This window comes from Streptomyces sp. UW30, assembly GCF_008042075.1.
Taxonomy (GTDB): domain Bacteria; phylum Actinomycetota; class Actinomycetes; order Streptomycetales; family Streptomycetaceae; genus Streptomyces.
This window is the reverse complement of the sequence record NZ_RDBN01000053.1, coordinates 1,278,940-1,294,969: the sequence shown is the minus strand read 5'-3', so window position 1 is coordinate 1,294,969 and position 16,030 is coordinate 1,278,940. Positions and strand designations below refer to the sequence as shown.

16 protein-coding genes and 1 pseudogene are annotated in these 16,030 nt (G+C 72.0%); 7 read left to right on the top strand and 10 right to left on the bottom strand.

Translation table 11 applies throughout. The annotated features are described in order from the left end of the window. Positions 1-158 precede the first annotated feature (158 nt). Positions 159-338 carry a hypothetical protein gene (locus EAO75_RS47910; protein ID WP_147999981.1) on the top strand — a complete coding sequence of 60 codons (180 nt, stop codon included), beginning with the start codon at positions 159-161 and terminating at the stop codon, positions 336-338. Between the two features lie 42 nt (positions 339-380). On the opposite strand, the gene EAO75_RS40180 is transcribed toward EAO75_RS47910, so the two are convergent. Beyond that, positions 381-2,024: a DNA repair helicase XPB gene (locus tag EAO75_RS40180; protein WP_147999980.1), complete on the bottom strand. Its 1,644-nt coding sequence runs from the start codon at positions 2,022-2,024 to the stop codon at positions 381-383. 130 nt (positions 2,025-2,154) lie between these two features. Between EAO75_RS40180 and istB the strand changes: the two genes are divergently transcribed. Next, positions 2,155-3,372, top strand: a complete 1,218-nt coding sequence (istB, locus tag EAO75_RS40175; RefSeq protein ID WP_147999979.1) for an IS21-like element helper ATPase IstB — start codon at positions 2,155-2,157, stop codon at positions 3,370-3,372. Here istB and EAO75_RS40170 read toward each other — a convergent pair. The 3 genes from EAO75_RS40170 to EAO75_RS40165 all read right to left on the bottom strand — a co-directional run bounded on the left by EAO75_RS40170 (position 3,350) and on the right by EAO75_RS40165 (position 6,509). After that, complete coding sequence (locus EAO75_RS40170; protein ID WP_147999978.1) at positions 3,350-3,568, bottom strand: hypothetical protein; 219 nt, start codon at positions 3,566-3,568, stop codon at positions 3,350-3,352. The two genes, istB and EAO75_RS40170, sit on opposite strands and share 23 nt — an antisense overlap. A gap of 95 nt (positions 3,569-3,663) precedes the next feature. Continuing rightward, positions 3,664-3,795, bottom strand: coding sequence for a hypothetical protein (locus tag EAO75_RS47905; RefSeq protein WP_261989614.1), 132 nt, complete (start codon positions 3,793-3,795; stop codon positions 3,664-3,666). 185 nt (positions 3,796-3,980) lie between these two features. After that, positions 3,981-6,509, bottom strand: a complete 2,529-nt coding sequence (locus tag EAO75_RS40165) for a helicase-associated domain-containing protein (protein WP_147999977.1) — start codon at positions 6,507-6,509, stop codon at positions 3,981-3,983. A 111-nt stretch (positions 6,510-6,620) separates the two neighbouring features. Between EAO75_RS40165 and EAO75_RS48380 the strand changes: the two are divergent. From EAO75_RS48380 to EAO75_RS40150, 3 genes and pseudogenes are all read left to right on the top strand, one after another. Further along, positions 6,621-8,291 (top strand): annotated as a pseudogene (locus EAO75_RS48380) (substrate-binding domain-containing protein); the annotation flags it as partial. A 247-nt stretch (positions 8,292-8,538) separates the two neighbouring features. Continuing rightward, complete coding sequence (locus EAO75_RS40155; RefSeq protein ID WP_261989613.1) at positions 8,539-9,423, top strand: hypothetical protein; 885 nt, start codon at positions 8,539-8,541, stop codon at positions 9,421-9,423. Positions 9,424-9,457: 34 nt separating this feature from the next. Further along, positions 9,458-10,075: an HAD family hydrolase gene (locus EAO75_RS40150; RefSeq protein ID WP_410092727.1), complete on the top strand. Its 618-nt coding sequence runs from the start codon at positions 9,458-9,460 to the stop codon at positions 10,073-10,075. On the opposite strand, the gene EAO75_RS40145 is transcribed toward EAO75_RS40150, so the two are convergent. Further along, positions 10,051-10,302: a hypothetical protein gene (locus tag EAO75_RS40145; protein ID WP_147999974.1), complete on the bottom strand. Its 252-nt coding sequence runs from the start codon at positions 10,300-10,302 to the stop codon at positions 10,051-10,053. The genes EAO75_RS40150 and EAO75_RS40145 overlap by 25 nt on opposite strands. A 165-nt stretch (positions 10,303-10,467) precedes the next feature. Between EAO75_RS40145 and EAO75_RS48375 the strand changes: the two genes are divergently transcribed. Continuing rightward, on the top strand, positions 10,468-10,851 hold the full coding sequence (locus tag EAO75_RS48375; RefSeq protein ID WP_147999973.1) for a cold-shock protein: 384 nt from the start codon (positions 10,468-10,470) through the stop codon (positions 10,849-10,851). Between the two features lie 32 nt (positions 10,852-10,883). Here EAO75_RS48375 and EAO75_RS40135 read toward each other — a convergent pair whose 3' ends face one another. The 4 genes from EAO75_RS40135 to EAO75_RS40120 form a co-directional block, all read right to left on the bottom strand. Continuing rightward, complete coding sequence (locus EAO75_RS40135; RefSeq protein WP_148000566.1) at positions 10,884-11,732, bottom strand: 1,4-dihydroxy-6-naphthoate synthase; 849 nt, start codon at positions 11,730-11,732, stop codon at positions 10,884-10,886. Next, positions 11,722-12,444: a futalosine hydrolase gene (locus tag EAO75_RS40130; RefSeq protein WP_187284767.1), complete on the bottom strand. Its 723-nt coding sequence runs from the start codon at positions 12,442-12,444 to the stop codon at positions 11,722-11,724. Before EAO75_RS40130 ends, EAO75_RS40135 begins: the two co-directional genes overlap by 11 nt. After that, positions 12,414-12,887, bottom strand: coding sequence for a DUF2771 domain-containing protein (locus tag EAO75_RS40125; RefSeq protein WP_187284766.1), 474 nt, complete (start codon positions 12,885-12,887; stop codon positions 12,414-12,416). The genes EAO75_RS40130 and EAO75_RS40125 overlap by 31 nt, the downstream gene beginning before the upstream one ends. An 81-nt stretch (positions 12,888-12,968) precedes the next feature. Continuing rightward, positions 12,969-14,396 carry an MFS transporter gene (locus EAO75_RS40120; protein WP_147999971.1) on the bottom strand — a complete coding sequence of 476 codons (1,428 nt, stop codon included), beginning with the start codon at positions 14,394-14,396 and terminating at the stop codon, positions 12,969-12,971. 291 nt (positions 14,397-14,687) lie between these two features. On the opposite strand from EAO75_RS40120, the gene EAO75_RS40115 reads away from it, so the two are divergent. After that, positions 14,688-15,614, top strand: coding sequence for a DUF3027 domain-containing protein (locus tag EAO75_RS40115; protein WP_147999970.1), 927 nt, complete (start codon positions 14,688-14,690; stop codon positions 15,612-15,614). Between the two features lie 74 nt (positions 15,615-15,688). On the opposite strand, the gene EAO75_RS40110 is transcribed toward EAO75_RS40115, so the two are convergent. Continuing rightward, positions 15,689-15,973, bottom strand: a complete 285-nt coding sequence (locus tag EAO75_RS40110; protein ID WP_147999969.1) for a helix-turn-helix domain-containing protein — start codon at positions 15,971-15,973, stop codon at positions 15,689-15,691. Between the last annotated feature and the right edge of the window lie 57 nt (positions 15,974-16,030).

The following is a 16,030-nucleotide window of genomic DNA, read 5'->3' as shown; positions in this document are numbered from 1 at the left end:
CCACCTGTCCGTCCCCCGCCCGACCACCTGTCCGTCCCTTAGGGGACGCGCCCTCCTCCCTGGGGGGACGGGGTCCGTCCGGAGGTGTACGGAGGCGGTGCCCGGCCCGGCACTCCAGGCCGATGCGGTCTTTATGTCCGTGAATCCATCATGGAGATATGAGCGCAGCAACCATTCACTCAGCTCCAGTGGGCCCCCGTGGAGCGACCGCACTCCAGGGGAGCCACCGTCATCGACTCGGCGAAGCCCTGCGTGCGGTCAGGGTGTTCGCTGGTGCGGCCTTCGATGTGATCGTCCTAGGTGAGTACGGAGAGGAAGCGGGCGTTCGCCGCAAGTGACCGCTCGCCCCTCCGGAGTCACCGTGTGACCCGCCCCCGTCGCTATCCCTCGGCGAGGATGTCGTCGGCGTCCACGATCCGGTACGCGTAGCCCTGTTCCGCCAGGAAGCGCTGGCGGTGGGCGGCGAAGTCCTGGTCGATCGTGTCGCGGGCGACGACCGAGTAGAAGTGGGCCTTGTGGCCGTCGGCCTTGGGCCGCAGCACCCGCCCCAGCCGCTGTGCCTCCTCCTGGCGTGAGCCGAAGGTGCCCGAGACCTGGACGGCGACCGTGGCCTCCGGCAGGTCGATGGAGAAGTTCGCGACCTTGGACACGACGAGGACGCTGATCTCGCCCTCCCGGAAGGCGTCGAAGAGCTTCTCGCGCTGGGCGTTGGAGGTCTCGCCCTTGATCACGGGGGCGTTCAGATGCTCGCCCAGTTCGTCGAGCTGGTCGATGTACTGGCCGATGACCAGGATCTGCTGCCCGGCGAACTTGCGGACGATGGCCTCCGTGACCTTCCGCTTGGTGTCGGTCGTCGCGCAGAAGCGGTACTTCTCCTCCTGCTCGGCGGTGGCGTACGCGAGCCGCTCGGCGTCGGTGAGATTGACGCGGACCTCGACGCAGTCGGCGGGCGCGATGTACCCCTGCGCCTCGATCTCCTTCCAGGGAGCGTCGAACCGCTTCGGGCCGATGAGGGAGAAGACGTCCGACTCACGCCCGTCCTCCCGCACGAGCGTCGCCGTCAGCCCCAGCCGCCGCCGGGCCTGGAGATCGGCCGTGAACTTGAAGACCGGCGCCGGCAGCAGGTGCACCTCGTCGTAGACGATCAGGCCCCAGTCGCGGGAGTCGAAGAGCTCCAGGTGCGGGTATACGCCCTTCCGCCTGGTCGTCAGCACCTGGTACGTGGCGATGGTGACGGGGCGGATCTCCTTGCGCGTCCCGCTGTACTCGCCGATCTCGTCCTCGGTGAGCGACGTCCGCTTCACCAGCTCGTGCTTCCACTGGCGGGCCGAGACGGTGTTCGTGACGAGGATCAGGGTGGTCGACTTCGCCTGGGCCATGGCCCCGGCGCCGACCAGCGTCTTGCCGGCACCGCAGGGCAGCACGACGACTCCGCTGCCGCCGTGCCAGAAGTTCTCCACGGCCTGCTTCTGGTACGGCCGAAGCGCCCAGCCGTCCTCGGCCAGCTCGATCGGGTGCGCCTCGCCGTCGACGTACCCGGCGAGGTCCTCGGCCGGCCAGCCCAGCTTCAGCAGCGTCTGCTTGATCTGCCCGCGCTCGGAGGGGTGCACGGCGACGGTGTCCGGGTCGATGCGGTTGCCGACGAGCGGTGCGATCCGCTTCGAGCGCAGCACCTCCTCCAGCACCGGCCGGTCGGTGGTGGTGAGGACGAGCCCGTGCGCGGGGTCCTTGGAGAGCGTGAGGCGGCCGTACCGGTCCATCGTGTCGGCGATGTCGACCAGCAGGGCGTGCGGCACGGGGTAGCGGCTGTACGTCACCAGGGCGTCCACGACCTGCTCGGCGTCGTGCCCGGCCGCGCGCGCGTTCCACAGCCCGAGCGGCGTCACCCGGTAGGTGTGGATGTGCTCGGGCGCCCGCTCCAGCTCGGCGAACGCCGCGATCGCCCGACGGCACTCGTCGGCCCGCTCATGATCCACTTCCAGGAGCAGGGTCTTGTCCGACTGGACGATCAGTGGTCCGTTCACGTGCGTACGTCCTTCCGCTCGACCACCCGGCCAAACGTCCAGTGTGCCTGATCCTCCCCGGAGTCCTACAGGATGTCTTTTCATTCGTGTGAGTGGCGTGGTTTCACCTGTACGGCGGCGGCTGCGAAGAATGCCCAGCGTGCAGGCCATCGATCGTGATCCGTCCCCGCCGACCACCACCCTCGGGTACGCGTTGTTCGCCACCCGCTGGTTGCAGGCGCCGCTCTACTTCGGCCTCGTGGCCGCCCAGGGGGTGTACGTCTACAAGTTCTTCAACGAGCTCTGGGCCTTAATTCTCCGCTGTGTGACCGGGCAGGCCACCGAGACCTACGTCATGCTCGCCGTGCTCAAACTCGTCGACGTCGTCATGATCGCGAACCTGCTGATCATGGTGATCGTCGGCGGCTACGAGACCTTCGTCTCCCGCATCGGTCTCCAGGGCCACCGTGACCAGCCCGAATGGCTCTCGCACGTGAACTCCAACGTGCTGAAGGTCAAGCTCGCCACCGCCATCGTGGGCATCTCGTCCGTGCATCTGCTGCAGATGTTCGTGGACGTCCACCGCACCTCGCACCACTCGCTGCTGTGGGGCACGGTGATCCACATGGCGTTCATCGCCTCGGCGGCGATCCTGGCGTACATGTCGGGCCCGATGGCCGCGCAGGCCGAGCGGGCCCATCAGCAGGCGCACCCCGAGCACGCCCCCGCCGAGCCCGCCGCGAAGGTCTTCGTCCCGGCGCAGGCCGCCTCGCGCGAGGACGAGCCCAGCGCCGAGGAGCGGCTGCGTGCCGCCGGTTTCCCCGCCCGCAAGCTGCTGGAGGACTTCGACTCCGAGCACCCCCGCTCCTTCGACCGGGAAACCGTGGCCCGGCTCGGCAAGCTGGACTTCGTCACCGCCGGACGGAACGTGGTCTTCGTCGGGCCGCCCGGCACCGGCAAGACGCATCTCGCCGTCGGGCTGGGGGTGCGGGCCTGCCAGGCCGGGCACTCGGTGCTGTTCGCGAGCGCCGCCCAGTGGGCCGCCCGGCTGGCGGGAGCCCGGGACGCCGGGCGGCTCGCGCAGGAGCTGGCCGCGCTCGACGCACACCCCCTGCTGATCATCGACGAGGTCGGCTACACGCCCTTCGAACCGGAGGCCGCCGCGCTCTTCTACCAACTGGTCGCGCACCGCTACGAGCGGGCCTCGCTGATCGTGACCAGCGACCGTCCGCTCGGCCGCTGGGACGAGATCTTCGGCGGCCCCTCGGCCCTGGCGATGGCGGACCGGCTGGCCCACCACGCCGAGCTCGTGCGGATCGAGGGCGAGAGCTACCGGATGCGGCGGGCTACCTCAGCGTGGGCAGACTGACGTTGTTGATCAGCGGTCCCTCGATGGTGAGCCCCTCGGTGACCAGGGACTCCGAACCGGCCGCCGGGAGGGGCAGCGGCAGCGCGGAGGGGGCCGCCGCGGCGGCCGGCGCCAGGGCGGTGCCCAGGGCGACGGCGGAGGCGAGTGCGGCGACGCGGACGGCGATACGGGTGCGGGCGGAAGTCTTGGCAGGCATCGGGACTCAGGGCCTTTCACGGACGGGAGCGGGGGCCGGGAGGGCGGGCCGGCCTTGGTCGCCGGGCCGGCCCGATCGGTTGCGCTGCGGTCGCGTCAGATCTGCGGCGTCTCGATGACCAGCCCGGCCACGTCGACGCCGATCGCCGCGGCCTGGGTGGTGAGGGCACCACCGAGCATCAGGGCCGCGGCGGCCAGGACGGTGGCAAGGCGACGAGCAGTACGCATGGGACAACTACCTCTCTGTTGCGCTCACTTGAGCCGGTGAGCGTGATCAGGACAGAGGGTGGCTGCCCGGGGCCTCGCGGCGGAATGCGGAAAGATCCGGAAGGTCCCTCAAGAGTTGGAAAAGCCCGGCGTGGCGTGCATGGACCGCCGCGTACGCCCGAACGAGTGAGCCGCCGGGTCCGGTCTCAGAGCTGGTCGTCCGCGAGCTCGGCCACGCCGGTGATCCGGTGCAGCGGATACGTCCGCACCTCGTCCGCGGTGTGGTCGTACGCCGTCACGAACCCGCCCTCGACCCGCACCGGCGCGATCACCCGCTGACTCGCGGCGCCCTCGGCGTTGACGTACCCGATCCACAGCGCCCCGCCGGTCAGGACGGCGGCCTGCATGGTGGCGAGGGTCTCGGCGGAGGTCGTGCGGGGCAGGTCGCCGCCGGTCACGGGGGCCGTGTCCGCGCTCGGCTTGCGCGGGGTCGTGGAGGCGAGGTCGCCCGCCCGGATGGCGCGGATCGCGGCGGCCAGCAGTGTGGCGTCCGGCGTCGGCGGGCCGTCCGGGACCGGCTCGGGGGCCGTGCGCGGCGGGGTGCGGTGGGCGTCGGCGCGGGTGATCAGGACGTCGCCCTGCGCCGACTCGGCGGCCGGCGCGAAGCCCATCGCGCGCAGGCCCTCCAGCAGCGCGGCCGGGTCCGCCTGCGCGGCCAGCACGGTCGGCGCCAGGCGGCGCAGCCGCAGACCGGCGGCCCGCTTGTCGGCGAGGATCTCGTTCAGCACCGCGTCGTCGTCACAGCGGACGTACGCCGACGCCGCGCCCACCCGCAGATGGCCGTGCCTGCGGGCCACGTCGTCGATCAGATACGCCAGCGGCTGCGGCACCGGCGTACGCGAGTGCTCGGCGAGGAAGGCGTGCAGGTCGGAGGCGCTGCGCCCGGCGTCCAGCGCGCGGCGCACCGAGCCGGGCGTGAACCGGTACACCGTCGCCCCGCCCTTCGACTCGACGTCCGCGAGCACATCCAGCGTGTCGGCGAGCGGTCGCTGCAACGGCCCCGGCGCCACGGCCGTGAGGTCGGCCTGGAGCAGCACGTGGTCGAGCGGCTCGGGCAGCAGCGGGGCGAGGAGCCGGGCGGCGGCCGCGGAGGCGACGGCCTGCTCGGCGGCGGAGAGGGGCTCGGGGTGCGGGGTGTGACGGTGATGCACGGGGAGCTTGTCGCCGGGGCCGACCGGCTCCTCGGGGACGGGCTTGGGCCGTGGGGCGCCCAGCAGGGCCCGCCCGTGCGCCGACAGCGCACCCCGCCCCGTCACCCCCAGCAGCTCCGCCTCGTTCAGCGTCCACTGGGCGAGGCGGCTGCGCAGGTCGTCGTCGCGCTGGGGACCCCGCAGCGGGCGCTCCCAGCGCAGCCGTGCCAGGACCGACTCGGCCGACGGGGACGCGCCCTCCGGCAGCCCGGCGAGCAGGGTCAGCACCCGGTGCCGTACCTCCGGCGCGGCGGAGCGGTCCAGGCCCGGGCCCAGCGCCGACAGCGTTCGGTCCTTCGTGTCCCGTCCGCCGACCACGCCCGCCGTCCGCGTCGCCGTCAGCCACGCCTGGGCCAGCCGGGCCCAGCGCTGGGCGACGGGCTGCTCCAGCCACTCGTCGTGGGCGGGCGTCGCCGCGAACCGCTCGTCGGCCTCGCCGTCGGAGGCAAGCAGGCCCGCGGCGTAGGCGAGTTCGACCCAGAAGACGGCCACCGGCTCGGGCACGTCGAGGGCGACGGCGGTGCGCTTGAGGTCGCGCACGCTCAGACCGCCCGCGCGCAGCACCGACGGACCGCCCTCGTCCCAGTCCTTCAGCAGCTCCTCGACGGTCGCCAGCGCCGTGTACGCCTGCCCGGCCGCCGTCGTGTCCACAATCTGTGGACGGTGCGTCGCGGCCGGCTCGACGGGCGGCGCCAGCGGCTCGGTGGCGCGGTGCGCGCGGCCGGCCCGCAGGTGCAGGGCCACCTCGCGGGGCAGTACGACCGTGCCGGGCGCCGTAGGCAGCAGCAGGCCGCGGTCCAGGAGCCAGCGCAGGCGGGCCGCGGGGTCGGCGGTGACCTGGCCGTACGGCGGCCCCCACACCAGGCGCGCCAGGACCTCCAGGGACTCCTCCGGCGCGTCGGCGAGCAGGGCCGTCATCCGCGCACGGTCGGTGAACAGCGCGGTGAGCGCCGACACGGCGGACACCGCGTCGTGGGTCGAGGGCAGCCCGGCCGCCGTGACGATCTCCTGGATACGGCCCGGAGACATCCCGGCCGTCGCCTCCTGCACCGTCGGCCCCAGCCCCGTCGGCGACGGGTGCTGCTGCGAGGGAGCGAGGAGCTCGCGCGCCGTGCGCACGAGGCGCAGCCGGTCGTCGGCGCCCCACACCAGGGCCTGCTCGCGCAGGGTGCCGAGAGCGTGCGGCAGCGCGCCGGTCACCGCCGGGTCGCCCTCGTCGCCGGCCATCAGGGCGAGCAGCTCGCCGTACGTCGCCGGATCCGCCGCCACGGCCAGCGCCTCCGCCGTCTGTAGCGCGAACCGGTCCAGCCGCTCCAGGGCGCGCACGACGGAGGCCCGCGTACCGGCGCGGGTCGCCAGCTGCGTGAGGTCGGTCGGGACGGGGGTGATGAGATCGGGCCGGCTGCGCAGGAGCACGGTCAGCGCGGCGTCGTCCCGCACGCGAAGGTCCTCCGCGAGGGAACGGGGTGTGGCCGGGTCGCTCATCCTGCTCACGTTAGCGGGTTGCCTGCGGCCGTTGGGCCGACGAGGCCAGGCCCCCGACCCGCCCGGTCCGGTCCTCACGGGCAAACGGAACGTGTCACAGATGGCCCCCGGATGAACATCATCCGGAGGATTCCGGTGCCCCTGGCAACACCTCGTACCCACTGGTCACTCTGGGCTCTCGGTCAACTACTTCACAGCTCAAGGGAATTGGGGGTCCCAGCGGTGAGTGATCAGGTCGAGCAGTGGATCGCGATCCTGAGTCTCGCGTTTCCCGTCGCGGCGTTCCTCTGGGAGTTCGCCATCATCGGCCGCAAGCGGCTCGGCCACCGGGTGCAGATGGACACCCTGGCCGCGGACGCGGCCGGCAAGCCGTACGCAGGCGTACTGAGCGACATGCAGCACGACGGCCACCAGCTCAAGGACCCCTCGTTCGTCCTGCTGCGCATCGAGAACGCCGGATCGGCCAAGATCGTGTCCGAGGACTATCTGGCCGATCCCACCGATCCCTACGGCATCAAGGTCACCTTCCGGGCCCGCCAGGTCGCGGCGGTGGTGCTCACCGATCCGAGCCAGGGCGTGCTGCGCGACTTCTTCTTCAGGAGCGAGCGCTATCTGGCGGACGACGGCACCGAACGCACCCGCACCGTCGCCAAGGACGGCTTCAGCCGCGACAACATCCCGGAAGAGCGCACGGGCATCATCCGGCTGCCGAAGGTGACGCTGCTGCGCGGAGCCGAGTACAAGGTGCTCGTCGTGCTGGAGCGCTGGCCCGAGGACACCACCAAGGACCCCTTCCCCGATCCGGTCGTCGAGGGCGCCGAGGGGCCGAGCCGCTGGTACGACCCGCTGGTGCGGCTCCTGCGGCTGAAGGCGACCAGGACCGAGAGCCATGTCTTCGCCTCCCGGCCCGCCTGGTGGGTCATCTGGACCTTGATCGTCGCCGTCGCCGTCCAGGCCGGCTTCACGCTGCTCGTCAGCGACGAGCGCCGGCCCCCGATGGACTGCGTCGGCGGGACCCTGCACCTCAGCGGCTCCACGGCCTTCGGACCGGCGGTGCGAGCCGCCGCCGAGGACTACCTCAAGCGGTGCGAGGGCGCGGACGATCTGTCCATTCCGCTCGATGACAACCCCTTCAAGGGCAGCACCGACGGTGTCACCGATCTGGACCAGGCCGGCAAGGACGCCGCAACCCCGGTCGGCGACGGCCTGGGTGACCACATCACCTTCACCGACGGCGTCGCTTCCGACGGCCACCCCCGGCTGGTCCCCAAGCCCGTCGCCTTCTCCGTGTTCACCCTCGTCGTCAACAAGGACGCGGGCGTGGAGAACCTGAGCATGGCCCAGATCCGCGACGTCTTCGCCGGCCGGGTGAAGAACTGGACCGAGCTCGGCGGCAACAACGTCCCCGTCCACCTGATCAACCGCGACCCCGGCTCGGGCACCCGCAAAACCCTCGTCGCCAAGGTCCTGGCCGACCGGGAACCGCCCCAGTTCACCGTGACCGACTGCGCGGCCCTCAAGGCGAAGCAGTACGGCCGCTGCCAGGTCACCAGCACGGACACCATGCTGAACACGACCGCCACGACCCCCGGCGCCATCGGCTACAGCGAGGCCGCCGGAGTCGACGACCACAAGGCCGCCGACCAGCTCGTCAAGCTGAGGATCGACGGCCGGCAACCCACCGCCGAGGGCGTCGAGGACACCAACTACCCCTACTGGCAGACCGAGTACGCCTACACCTACGGCGAGGCCCCGGCCGACTCCGTCGCCGCGGCCTTCCTGAACTTCCTCACCCAGCAGATCGTCCGCGCCCTCGCACCGCTTGAGGTAGTCCTCGGCGGGGCTGCTGATCGGCGCGGGGATCGTCGCCATCGGCTGGCTGACCACCGTCAAGGGCCTGATCAGCTCGGCCCGGCACGGCGGCCACACGCACCCACGGGTGGCCTGACGGCCCCGGCCGCCCGGGTGACCTACGGCACGCCGCCCCCCACGTAGTCGGACCGTCACACGCGCCCGATAGCCTTCGCCCATGAACGAGCTGCGCGGCGAGATCGACCGGCGGCGCGCCAAGGCCCCGGTCGACAGCCCCGCCACGGTCCGCCGCATCATCGCCCGCCTCGGCACCCCGGACGAAGTCGTCGCGGCCGCCGGCGGCAGCGCCCCGGCCGCCCCGCAGGCGCCGGTCACCTCCGTGCCCGCACAGCCGGCGGGCCGGGACGCCGAGGCCGGCGAGAAGCGCCCCAAGGGCCTGCGCCGGATCGTGCCGCGCCCGCGCCCCGCCGAGCCCGCTCCGCGCGACGACGCACCCCCGCCGCCCCACCTCGCCAGTACCGCGGACCTCGGCGACAGCGCGACCCAGCCCGACTGGTGGCGGGTGGACAGCAGCTCCTTCGGCCCAGGCGAGGACGTCCCCGGCTTCGTCGGCGGCATCGAGATCCCGGAGATGCTCAGGCGCCCGCCGAAGAAGGAGGAGACCCCGCTCCGCAAGAAGGAGCCCGCGCCGGAACCGGACGACGAGGCCACCGAGGAAGAGGAGCCGGAAGCCCCCCGACGCCGTCGCCTGACCCTCCCCTCCGGCCGCTGGAGCAACCCCTTCCTCCTGCTCGCCGCCGCCCTCCTGGTCGTCGGCGCGATCCTCGGCAACCTCCTGCCCCTCCTCCTCGGCTGGCTCATCGCCTGGGGCTCGCGCCGCCTGACCGACGCCGAAACCAAGTGGGCGGTCGTGATCCTCCCCGCCCTCTCCCTCACGGCCGGAGTCACCTGGCTCTGGGGCCGAACCAACGGCCGCTGGGGAGCCCCCATCGCGCAGGGCCAGACGAACGCCGCAATCTCCGAGACCTGGCCGTGGGTGCTGCGCGGCGCGGCACTGGCATCGGCCCTCTTCATCGTCTGGCGCTCACAAAGACGCCCCTGAAGGGGCGCGGGGCCGGGCGGGCACAATGACCTATATGGCACTCACCGTCGGCTTCGACCTCGACATGACCCTCATCGACTCCCGCCCCGGCATCCACGCCTGCTACACGGCACTGGCCGAGCGGACCGGGACATACATCGACGCCGACCTGGCGATCACCCGCCTCGGGCCACCCCTGGAGGAGGAGCTGATCAACTGGTTCCCGGCGGAGCAACTCGCCGAGATCGCCGACCTGTACCGCGAGATGTACCCCACGATCGCCATCGCCGCGACCCCCGCCCTGCCCGGCGCCCGAGAGGCGATAACCGCCGTACGTCAGGCGGGCGGACGCGCGATCGTCGTGACCGCCAAGTACGAGCCGAACGCCAAGCTGCACCTGAAGCACCTCGGCATCGCCCCGGACGCCGTCATCGGCAACCTCTGGGCCGAACAGAAGGCCGAGGCCCTGCGCGAGTACGCGGCCGGCGTCTACGTCGGCGACCACCAGGGCGACATCCGCGCCGCCCGTGCCGCCGACGCCCTGTCGGTCACCGTGGCGACCGGGCCGTTCGGCGCCGACGAACTCGCCGCGCTCGGCGCGGACGTGGTCCTCGCGGACCTGACGCGGTTCCCGGACTGGCTCGCCGGCTACCTCGAAGCGCCGCGCGCCTGACGCCTTCCGGCCGCGATCGATCGGAGCACCCCCGCGCCGGCGACGAGGAATCCGACGCCCATCAACATGCTCAATCCGAACATGTACGTCGGAAATGGCGTCGTACCGAGCAGGAACGGGGCCACCGTGACCAAAGTGGCCACGGCACCGATGAAGAACAGGACCGCACCGGCACGGATCAGTCGGTCACCGGGAGCGCCGGAATTCGTTTGGGTTTTGTCACGCACCGGACCAGGGTAGTTCCCTGCGCGAGGGAACAACCGGGGGACGTCTTGTCACCCGCCCGAAGAGCATTAGCCTTGGTACCGGCGGGTCGAGGACGACCCGCCCAAGTGCTATCAAGAGCCGTTTTCCGAAGCAGTTTTCCGACGAGTACGAGGACGAGGACAGACGTGCCTACCGGCAAGGTCAAGTGGTTCAACAGCGAGAAGGGCTTCGGCTTTCTCTCCCGCGACGACGGCGGTGACGTCTTCGTCCATTCCTCGGTCCTCCCCGCCGGAGTAGACACACTCAAGCCGGGACAGCGGGTGGAGTTCGGCGTCGTCGCCGGTCAGCGCGGTGACCAGGCACTGTCGGTCGTCATTCTCGACCCGACCCCGTCCGTCGCGGCCGCCCAGCGCAAGAAGCCGGACGAGCTGGCCTCCATCGTCCAGGACCTGACGACCCTCCTGGAGAACATCACCCCGATGCTGGAGCGGGGCCGCTATCCCGAGAAGGCAGCCGGCGCGAAGATCGCCGGCCTGCTCCGCGCGGTCGCCGACCAGCTCGACGTATAGACCCTGAAGAACCTGGCGGATCCTCGGTATTCCTAGAGGAAATCCAGTGCACCCGGGCCGAGGGGCGGCACCAGCCCCTCGGCCGCCGCGCGGGTGAGCAGCCCGCGTACGGCCGCGTAGCCGTCCTCGCCCAGGTCGGCCGTGAACTCGTTGACGTACAGGCCGATGTGCTGGTCGGCGACGGCCGGGTCCATCTCCTGGGCGTGCTCCATGACGTAGGGGCGGGAGGCCTCGGGGTCGTCCCAGGCGGCGCGGACGGACCTGCGGATGGAGTCCGCGAGCCCGGTCAGCGTCCGCGCTCCCAGCGACCGCTTGGCGATGATCGCGCCCAGCGGGATCGGCAGCCCGGTGGTGTTCTCCCAGTGCTCGCCCATGTCGGCGAGCTTGTGCAGGCCGTAGTTCCGGTACGTGAAACGCGCCTCGTGGATGACGAGTCCCGCGTCGACCTTCCCGTCCCGTACGGCGGGCATGATCTCGTGGAACGGCATCACGACGATCTCGCCGACCCCGCCGGGCACTGTGTCGGCGGCCCACAGGCGGAACAGCAGATACGCCGTCGACCTCTCGCTCGGCACCGCGACCGTGCGGCCGGTGAGGTCCACGCCCTCCTCCCGCGTCAGCACCAGCGGCCCGCAGCCCCGGCCGAGCGCACCCCCGCACGGCAGCAGCGCGTACTCGTCGAGGACGTACGGCAGCACGGCGTACGACACCTTCAGCACGTCGAACTCGCCGCGCTCGGCCATGCCGTTGGTGATGTCGATGTCCGCGAACGTGACGTCGAGCGCGGGGGCGCCGGGGACCCGGCCGTGCGCGAGGGCGTCGAAGACGAAGGTGTCGTTCGGGCAGGGGGAGTACGCGATCTTCAGCGGCTCACCGGTCATGGGAGTCATGCGGGTCATGTGGGTTCCAACTCTCCAGTACGGGCGCGAGCTTCCCGAACCCCTCCGTCAGGGCGGCCAGCGCGTCGCCGATGCGCCAGGCGGCGCGGTCGCGGGGGCCCACCGGGTTGGAGATCGCGCGTAGCTCCAGCACCGGCGTGCGGTGCGCGGCCGCGGCCTCGGCGACGCCGAAGCCCTCCATGGCCTCGGCGAGGGCGGTGGGGTGGGACTCGCGCAGCCGCTCGGCTCGCACGGCGGTGCCGGTCACGGTGGAGACGGTGAGGACGGCGCCGGGCCGTGCGCCGGTGGCGGCCGCGACCTCTCGTACGAGTGCTTCCGGCGGACGGTGGGTGACGGTGCCGAAGCCCAGCTCGGTGACCGGCAGGAAGCCGTCGGGGGTCTCGGCGCCGAGGTCGGCGGCCGTGATCTCGTCGGCGACGACGAGGGAGGCGACGGGGGCGTGCGGGGCGAAGCCGCCCGCGATGCCGGCCGAGACGACCAGGTCGTAGGGGGCGCCTTCGAGGCGGGCCGTGGTGAGGGCCGTGGCCGTGGAGGCGGCGGCGAGCGCGGGTCCGACGCCGGCGGCGATCACGTCGACGCCGGGCAGCCCGTCCAGCGCCCGGACCACCGCGTCCCGCTCGGCGGGGACGGCGGTGGCCACGAGAACGCGTACCACGGACGTGGTCAGCTGTCCTTTTCCAGCTTGAAGGACCACAGGCCCGTCACGTTCTGCTCGCCCTCCTTGATGGACACCAGCGTGGAGTCACCGCTGGCGCCGTACTGGGCGTTGAAGAACACGCTGCCCGGGATGGTGCGGTAGGTCTTGGTGCTGGAGTCGGTGAGCGGCTGGCCGTTCATGAGGACGGTCCAGCCCTCGTCGGCGATGTCCGGGTCGACGCCGAAGCGCACGGTGTCGTCCGGGTCCACCTTGATGGACTTGATGTCCTTGTCCTTGATGCACGTCGCCAGGTCCTCGGTGTTCAGGGCATCGCCCTCGCCACCGCAGGTGGCCTCCGAGTGGACCGAGGCGGTGCCGACGGTGACCGTGGCCAGCGGCGTCGGCTTGTCGCAGGCCGACAGGACGAGCAGTCCGGCGGAAACGGCGCCGGCGGCGGCGAGCGCGCGGCGGCGTCGCACAACGGATTGCAGCGTGGTCATGGGCGAAGGCTATCGGGCGCGTGTGACGGTCCGACTACGTGGGGGGCGGCGTGCCGTAGGTCACCCGGGCGGCCGGGGCCGTCAGGCCACCCGTGGGTGCGTGTGGCCGCCGTGCCGGGCCGAGCTGATCAGGCCCTTGACGGTGGTCAGCCAGCCGATGGCGACGATCCCCGCGCCGATCAGCAGCCCCAGCGAGCCCTTCAGCGGCAGCACGATGCCGATCGCGCCGCCGAGCACCCACGACACCTGGAGCAGCGTCTCGGAGCGCGCGAACGCCGACGTACGGACCGTCTCCGGCACGTCCCGCTGGATCAGAGCGTCCAGCGACAGCTTGGCCAGCGCCTGCGCGAACCCGGCGACCGCCGCCAGGAAGGCCACCATGACGGCGCCGAAGAAGGCGGCGGCGGTCAGCGACACGGCCAGCACGAAGCCCACGACGGTCACGATGATGATCTCCGGCGCCCGGGATCTGAGCCACGCCCCGACGGCCGTCCCGAGCGCGTTGCCCGTGCCGGCCGCGACCGCGACTATGCCCAGGGACACGGCGGCGCTCTGGCCGGACATCGGGTGCTCGCGCAGCAGGAACGCGAGGAAGAAGATCAGGAAGCCGGACAGACAGCGCAGGGCGGCGTTGGCGCCGAGGGCGTGGGTGACGGCGATGCCGACCGTGCGCAGGCCGGGCCGCTTGACCGGCTGGCGGTGCGGCCCGTGCAGATGCTGTTCGTCGGCCGCCAGCAGCGCGCGGTCCTCGCCCTTGGCCGAGTCGACCTTGTGCGGGAGGGAGAAGGACAGGAACATGCCGGCGATGAAGATCACGAAGGCGCCGTAGAGCGGCCAGCGCGGTCCGATCGCCTGGAGCCCGGCGCCGATGGGCGCCGCGATGCCGGTGGCGAGGAGACCGCCGAGGGTGACCCGGGAGTTCGCCTTCACCAGGGAGAAGCGGGGTGGCAGCAGGCGGGGCACGACGGCGCTTCTGACGACGCCGTACGCCTTGGAGGCGACCAGCACCCCGAGAGCGGCCGGGTAGAGCTGCAGATCGCCGCTGACGACCGCGCTGGACAGGACCAGGGCGAGCAGCGCCCGGGCGAGCATCGCGCCCGCCATGGCCGCGCGGCGGCCGTGCGGGAGGCGGTCGAGGAGCGGGCCGATCACCGGGGCGAGGAGGGTGAAGGGCGCCATGGTGATGCCGAGGTAGAGCGCGACGCGCCCGCGGGCCTCGTCGGTCGGCACGGAGAAGAAGACGGTGGAGGCGAGGGCGACGGTGATCATCATGTCTCCGGCGCCGTTGACCCCGTGCAGTTCGATCAGCTTGCCGAGGCCGGACTCGCCGGCGCCCTGCGCGTGCGTGGCCTTGCGGATGCCGCGCGCGGGGCCGGTGAGCGGGAAGTGCAGGGCACGGCCGAGCGCACGGAAGGAGCCGCCGATCCGGCTCGTTCCGCCACCTCGACCCCGGCCGCCCTTGGACCCACCGACGCCGGTGGCACCTTGGGGCGGCCTCGCGGTTGCCACGACGCAATAGTGCCCCGAGATGGGGGTGGGTAGTGCGGTTACGGCGCGTATGGGGGGCAAGCTCTCGGACTCGGCGGGCGCCGCGGAGCGCCGAGAAGCAACGTCGGTGTAGGCCCAGCGCCCGCGAACAGGTAGCGTGCGTATCTCAGCCATCCCGCACAATGGATGACGTAGGTGCGCCCGAGCGCGATTCGGATGCGGACGTCGACGCGGCCCACAGGTCCGCTCCGTTCGCTCCGCCGCCTTTAGGCAACCGCACCCGAGAGACGGCGTAGGAGAGAAGCGATACCTGTGAGCGCAGCGACAACGCGAAGCCGCACCCCCGACCGTCTGTGCGCCGAGGCCCTCGACCTCGCCCGCAGCGCCGCCGAGGAGGCCGCCGCGCCCGGCGTCGTGGGCGAGCACGCGGGGCTGTCCTCAGAGGGCGACCGTGTCGTCACGCACTTCTTCGAGTGCAAGGAACTCGGTTACCGCGGCTGGCGCTGGGCGGTGACGGTGGCGCGGGCCTCACGCGCGAAGGTCGTCACGCTCGACGAAGTGGTCCTCCTGCCCGGCCCGGACGCGCTGTTGGCTCCCGAGTGGGTGCCCTGGAGCGAGCGCCTGCGCCCCGGCGACATGGGCCCGGGCGACCTGCTGCCCACCGACGCCGAGGACCTGCGCCTGGAGCCCGGCTACTCCGGCGAGGACGAGCCGGGGCCGAACTCACCCGTCTCGCACGAGATGGCGGAGCTGGTGGAGGCGGAGGACGCGGAGGTCACCTCCGGCGCCCCGGCGAGCCTGCCCGTCGCCCCCTCCCGGGGCTCGATCGCCTCGGTCGCCGAGGAACTGGGCATGCGCCGCGCCCGCGTCCTGTCCCGCTACGGCCTGCATGTCGCCGCGGACCGCTGGGAGGATTCGTTCGGCGCGAAGACCCCCATGGCCCAGGCGGCCCCCGCGACCTGCGTCTCCTGCGGCTTCCTGACCCCGATCGGCGGCTCCCTGGGCCAGGCCTTCGGTGTCTGCGCCAACGAGTTCTCCCCGGCGGACGGCCGGGTCGTCTCCCTGACCTACGGCTGCGGCGGCCACTCCGAGGCCGCGGTCATGCCCAAGCCCCCGCGCCCGGCTCCCCCGGTGATCGACGAGACCCGCGTGGACCCGTTCCCGCTGCGCCCGGCGCCGGACTCGGGCTCGGTGCCGGTGGGGGCGGACGAGGACTCGGCGGAGCTGGGTCACTCGTAGCGAGCTCTCTTCGGACACGGCGACCGGCGGCGCCCCACTTCGGGGCGCCGCCGGTCGCCTGCGTTTTTATCTCCTCACCTGAGCGTTGCCGGGGCCTCGTCCGGAGTGACGTGTTCGGGCCGGCTGATCTCGGCCCACACCGCGTCGAGGGAGAGGCCGAGGACGTCGGCGATCGCCGCGATGGTCGGGAAGGCGGGGGTGGCCACGCGGCCCGACTCGATCTTGCGGAGGGTCTCCGGCGAGACGCGGGCGAGGAGCGCGGTTTCGAGCATCGAGCGCTCTCCTCTGGCGCGACGCAGGAGGGCGCCGAGGCGCTGTCCACGTTCGATCTCCGCGGGAGTGAGCGGGAATCTGACCATGGCTCCGATTCTAATACCGGTATAGTTTGGCCGGTATAGTTATTGGTTCCGTGAGAG

What these genes read in the sequence shown, in the direction of transcription:
- EAO75_RS47910 (WP_147999981.1), top strand. Translation starts at nt 159, where the DNA reads ATGAGCGCAGCAACCATTCACTCAGCTCCAGTGGGCCCCCGTGGAGCG.
- istB (WP_147999979.1), top strand. Translation starts at nt 2,155, where the DNA reads ATGCCCAGCGTGCAGGCCATCGATCGTGATCCGTCCCCGCCGACCACC.
- EAO75_RS40170 (WP_147999978.1), bottom strand. Translation starts at nt 3,568, where the DNA reads ATGCCTGCCAAGACTTCCGCCCGCACCCGTATCGCCGTCCGCGTCGCC.
- EAO75_RS47905 (WP_261989614.1), bottom strand. Translation starts at nt 3,795, where the DNA reads ATGCGTACTGCTCGTCGCCTTGCCACCGTCCTGGCCGCCGCGGCCCTG.
- EAO75_RS40165 (WP_147999977.1), bottom strand. Translation starts at nt 6,509, where the DNA reads ATGAGCGACCCGGCCACACCCCGTTCCCTCGCGGAGGACCTTCGCGTG.
- EAO75_RS40155 (WP_261989613.1), top strand. Translation starts at nt 8,539, where the DNA reads ATGAACGAGCTGCGCGGCGAGATCGACCGGCGGCGCGCCAAGGCCCCG.
- EAO75_RS40150 (WP_410092727.1), top strand. Translation starts at nt 9,458, where the DNA reads ATGGCACTCACCGTCGGCTTCGACCTCGACATGACCCTCATCGACTCC.
- EAO75_RS40135 (WP_148000566.1), bottom strand. Translation starts at nt 11,732, where the DNA reads ATGACCGGTGAGCCGCTGAAGATCGCGTACTCCCCCTGCCCGAACGAC.
- EAO75_RS40125 (WP_187284766.1), bottom strand. Translation starts at nt 12,887, where the DNA reads ATGACCACGCTGCAATCCGTTGTGCGACGCCGCCGCGCGCTCGCCGCC.
- EAO75_RS40110 (WP_147999969.1), bottom strand. Translation starts at nt 15,973, where the DNA reads ATGGTCAGATTCCCGCTCACTCCCGCGGAGATCGAACGTGGACAGCGC.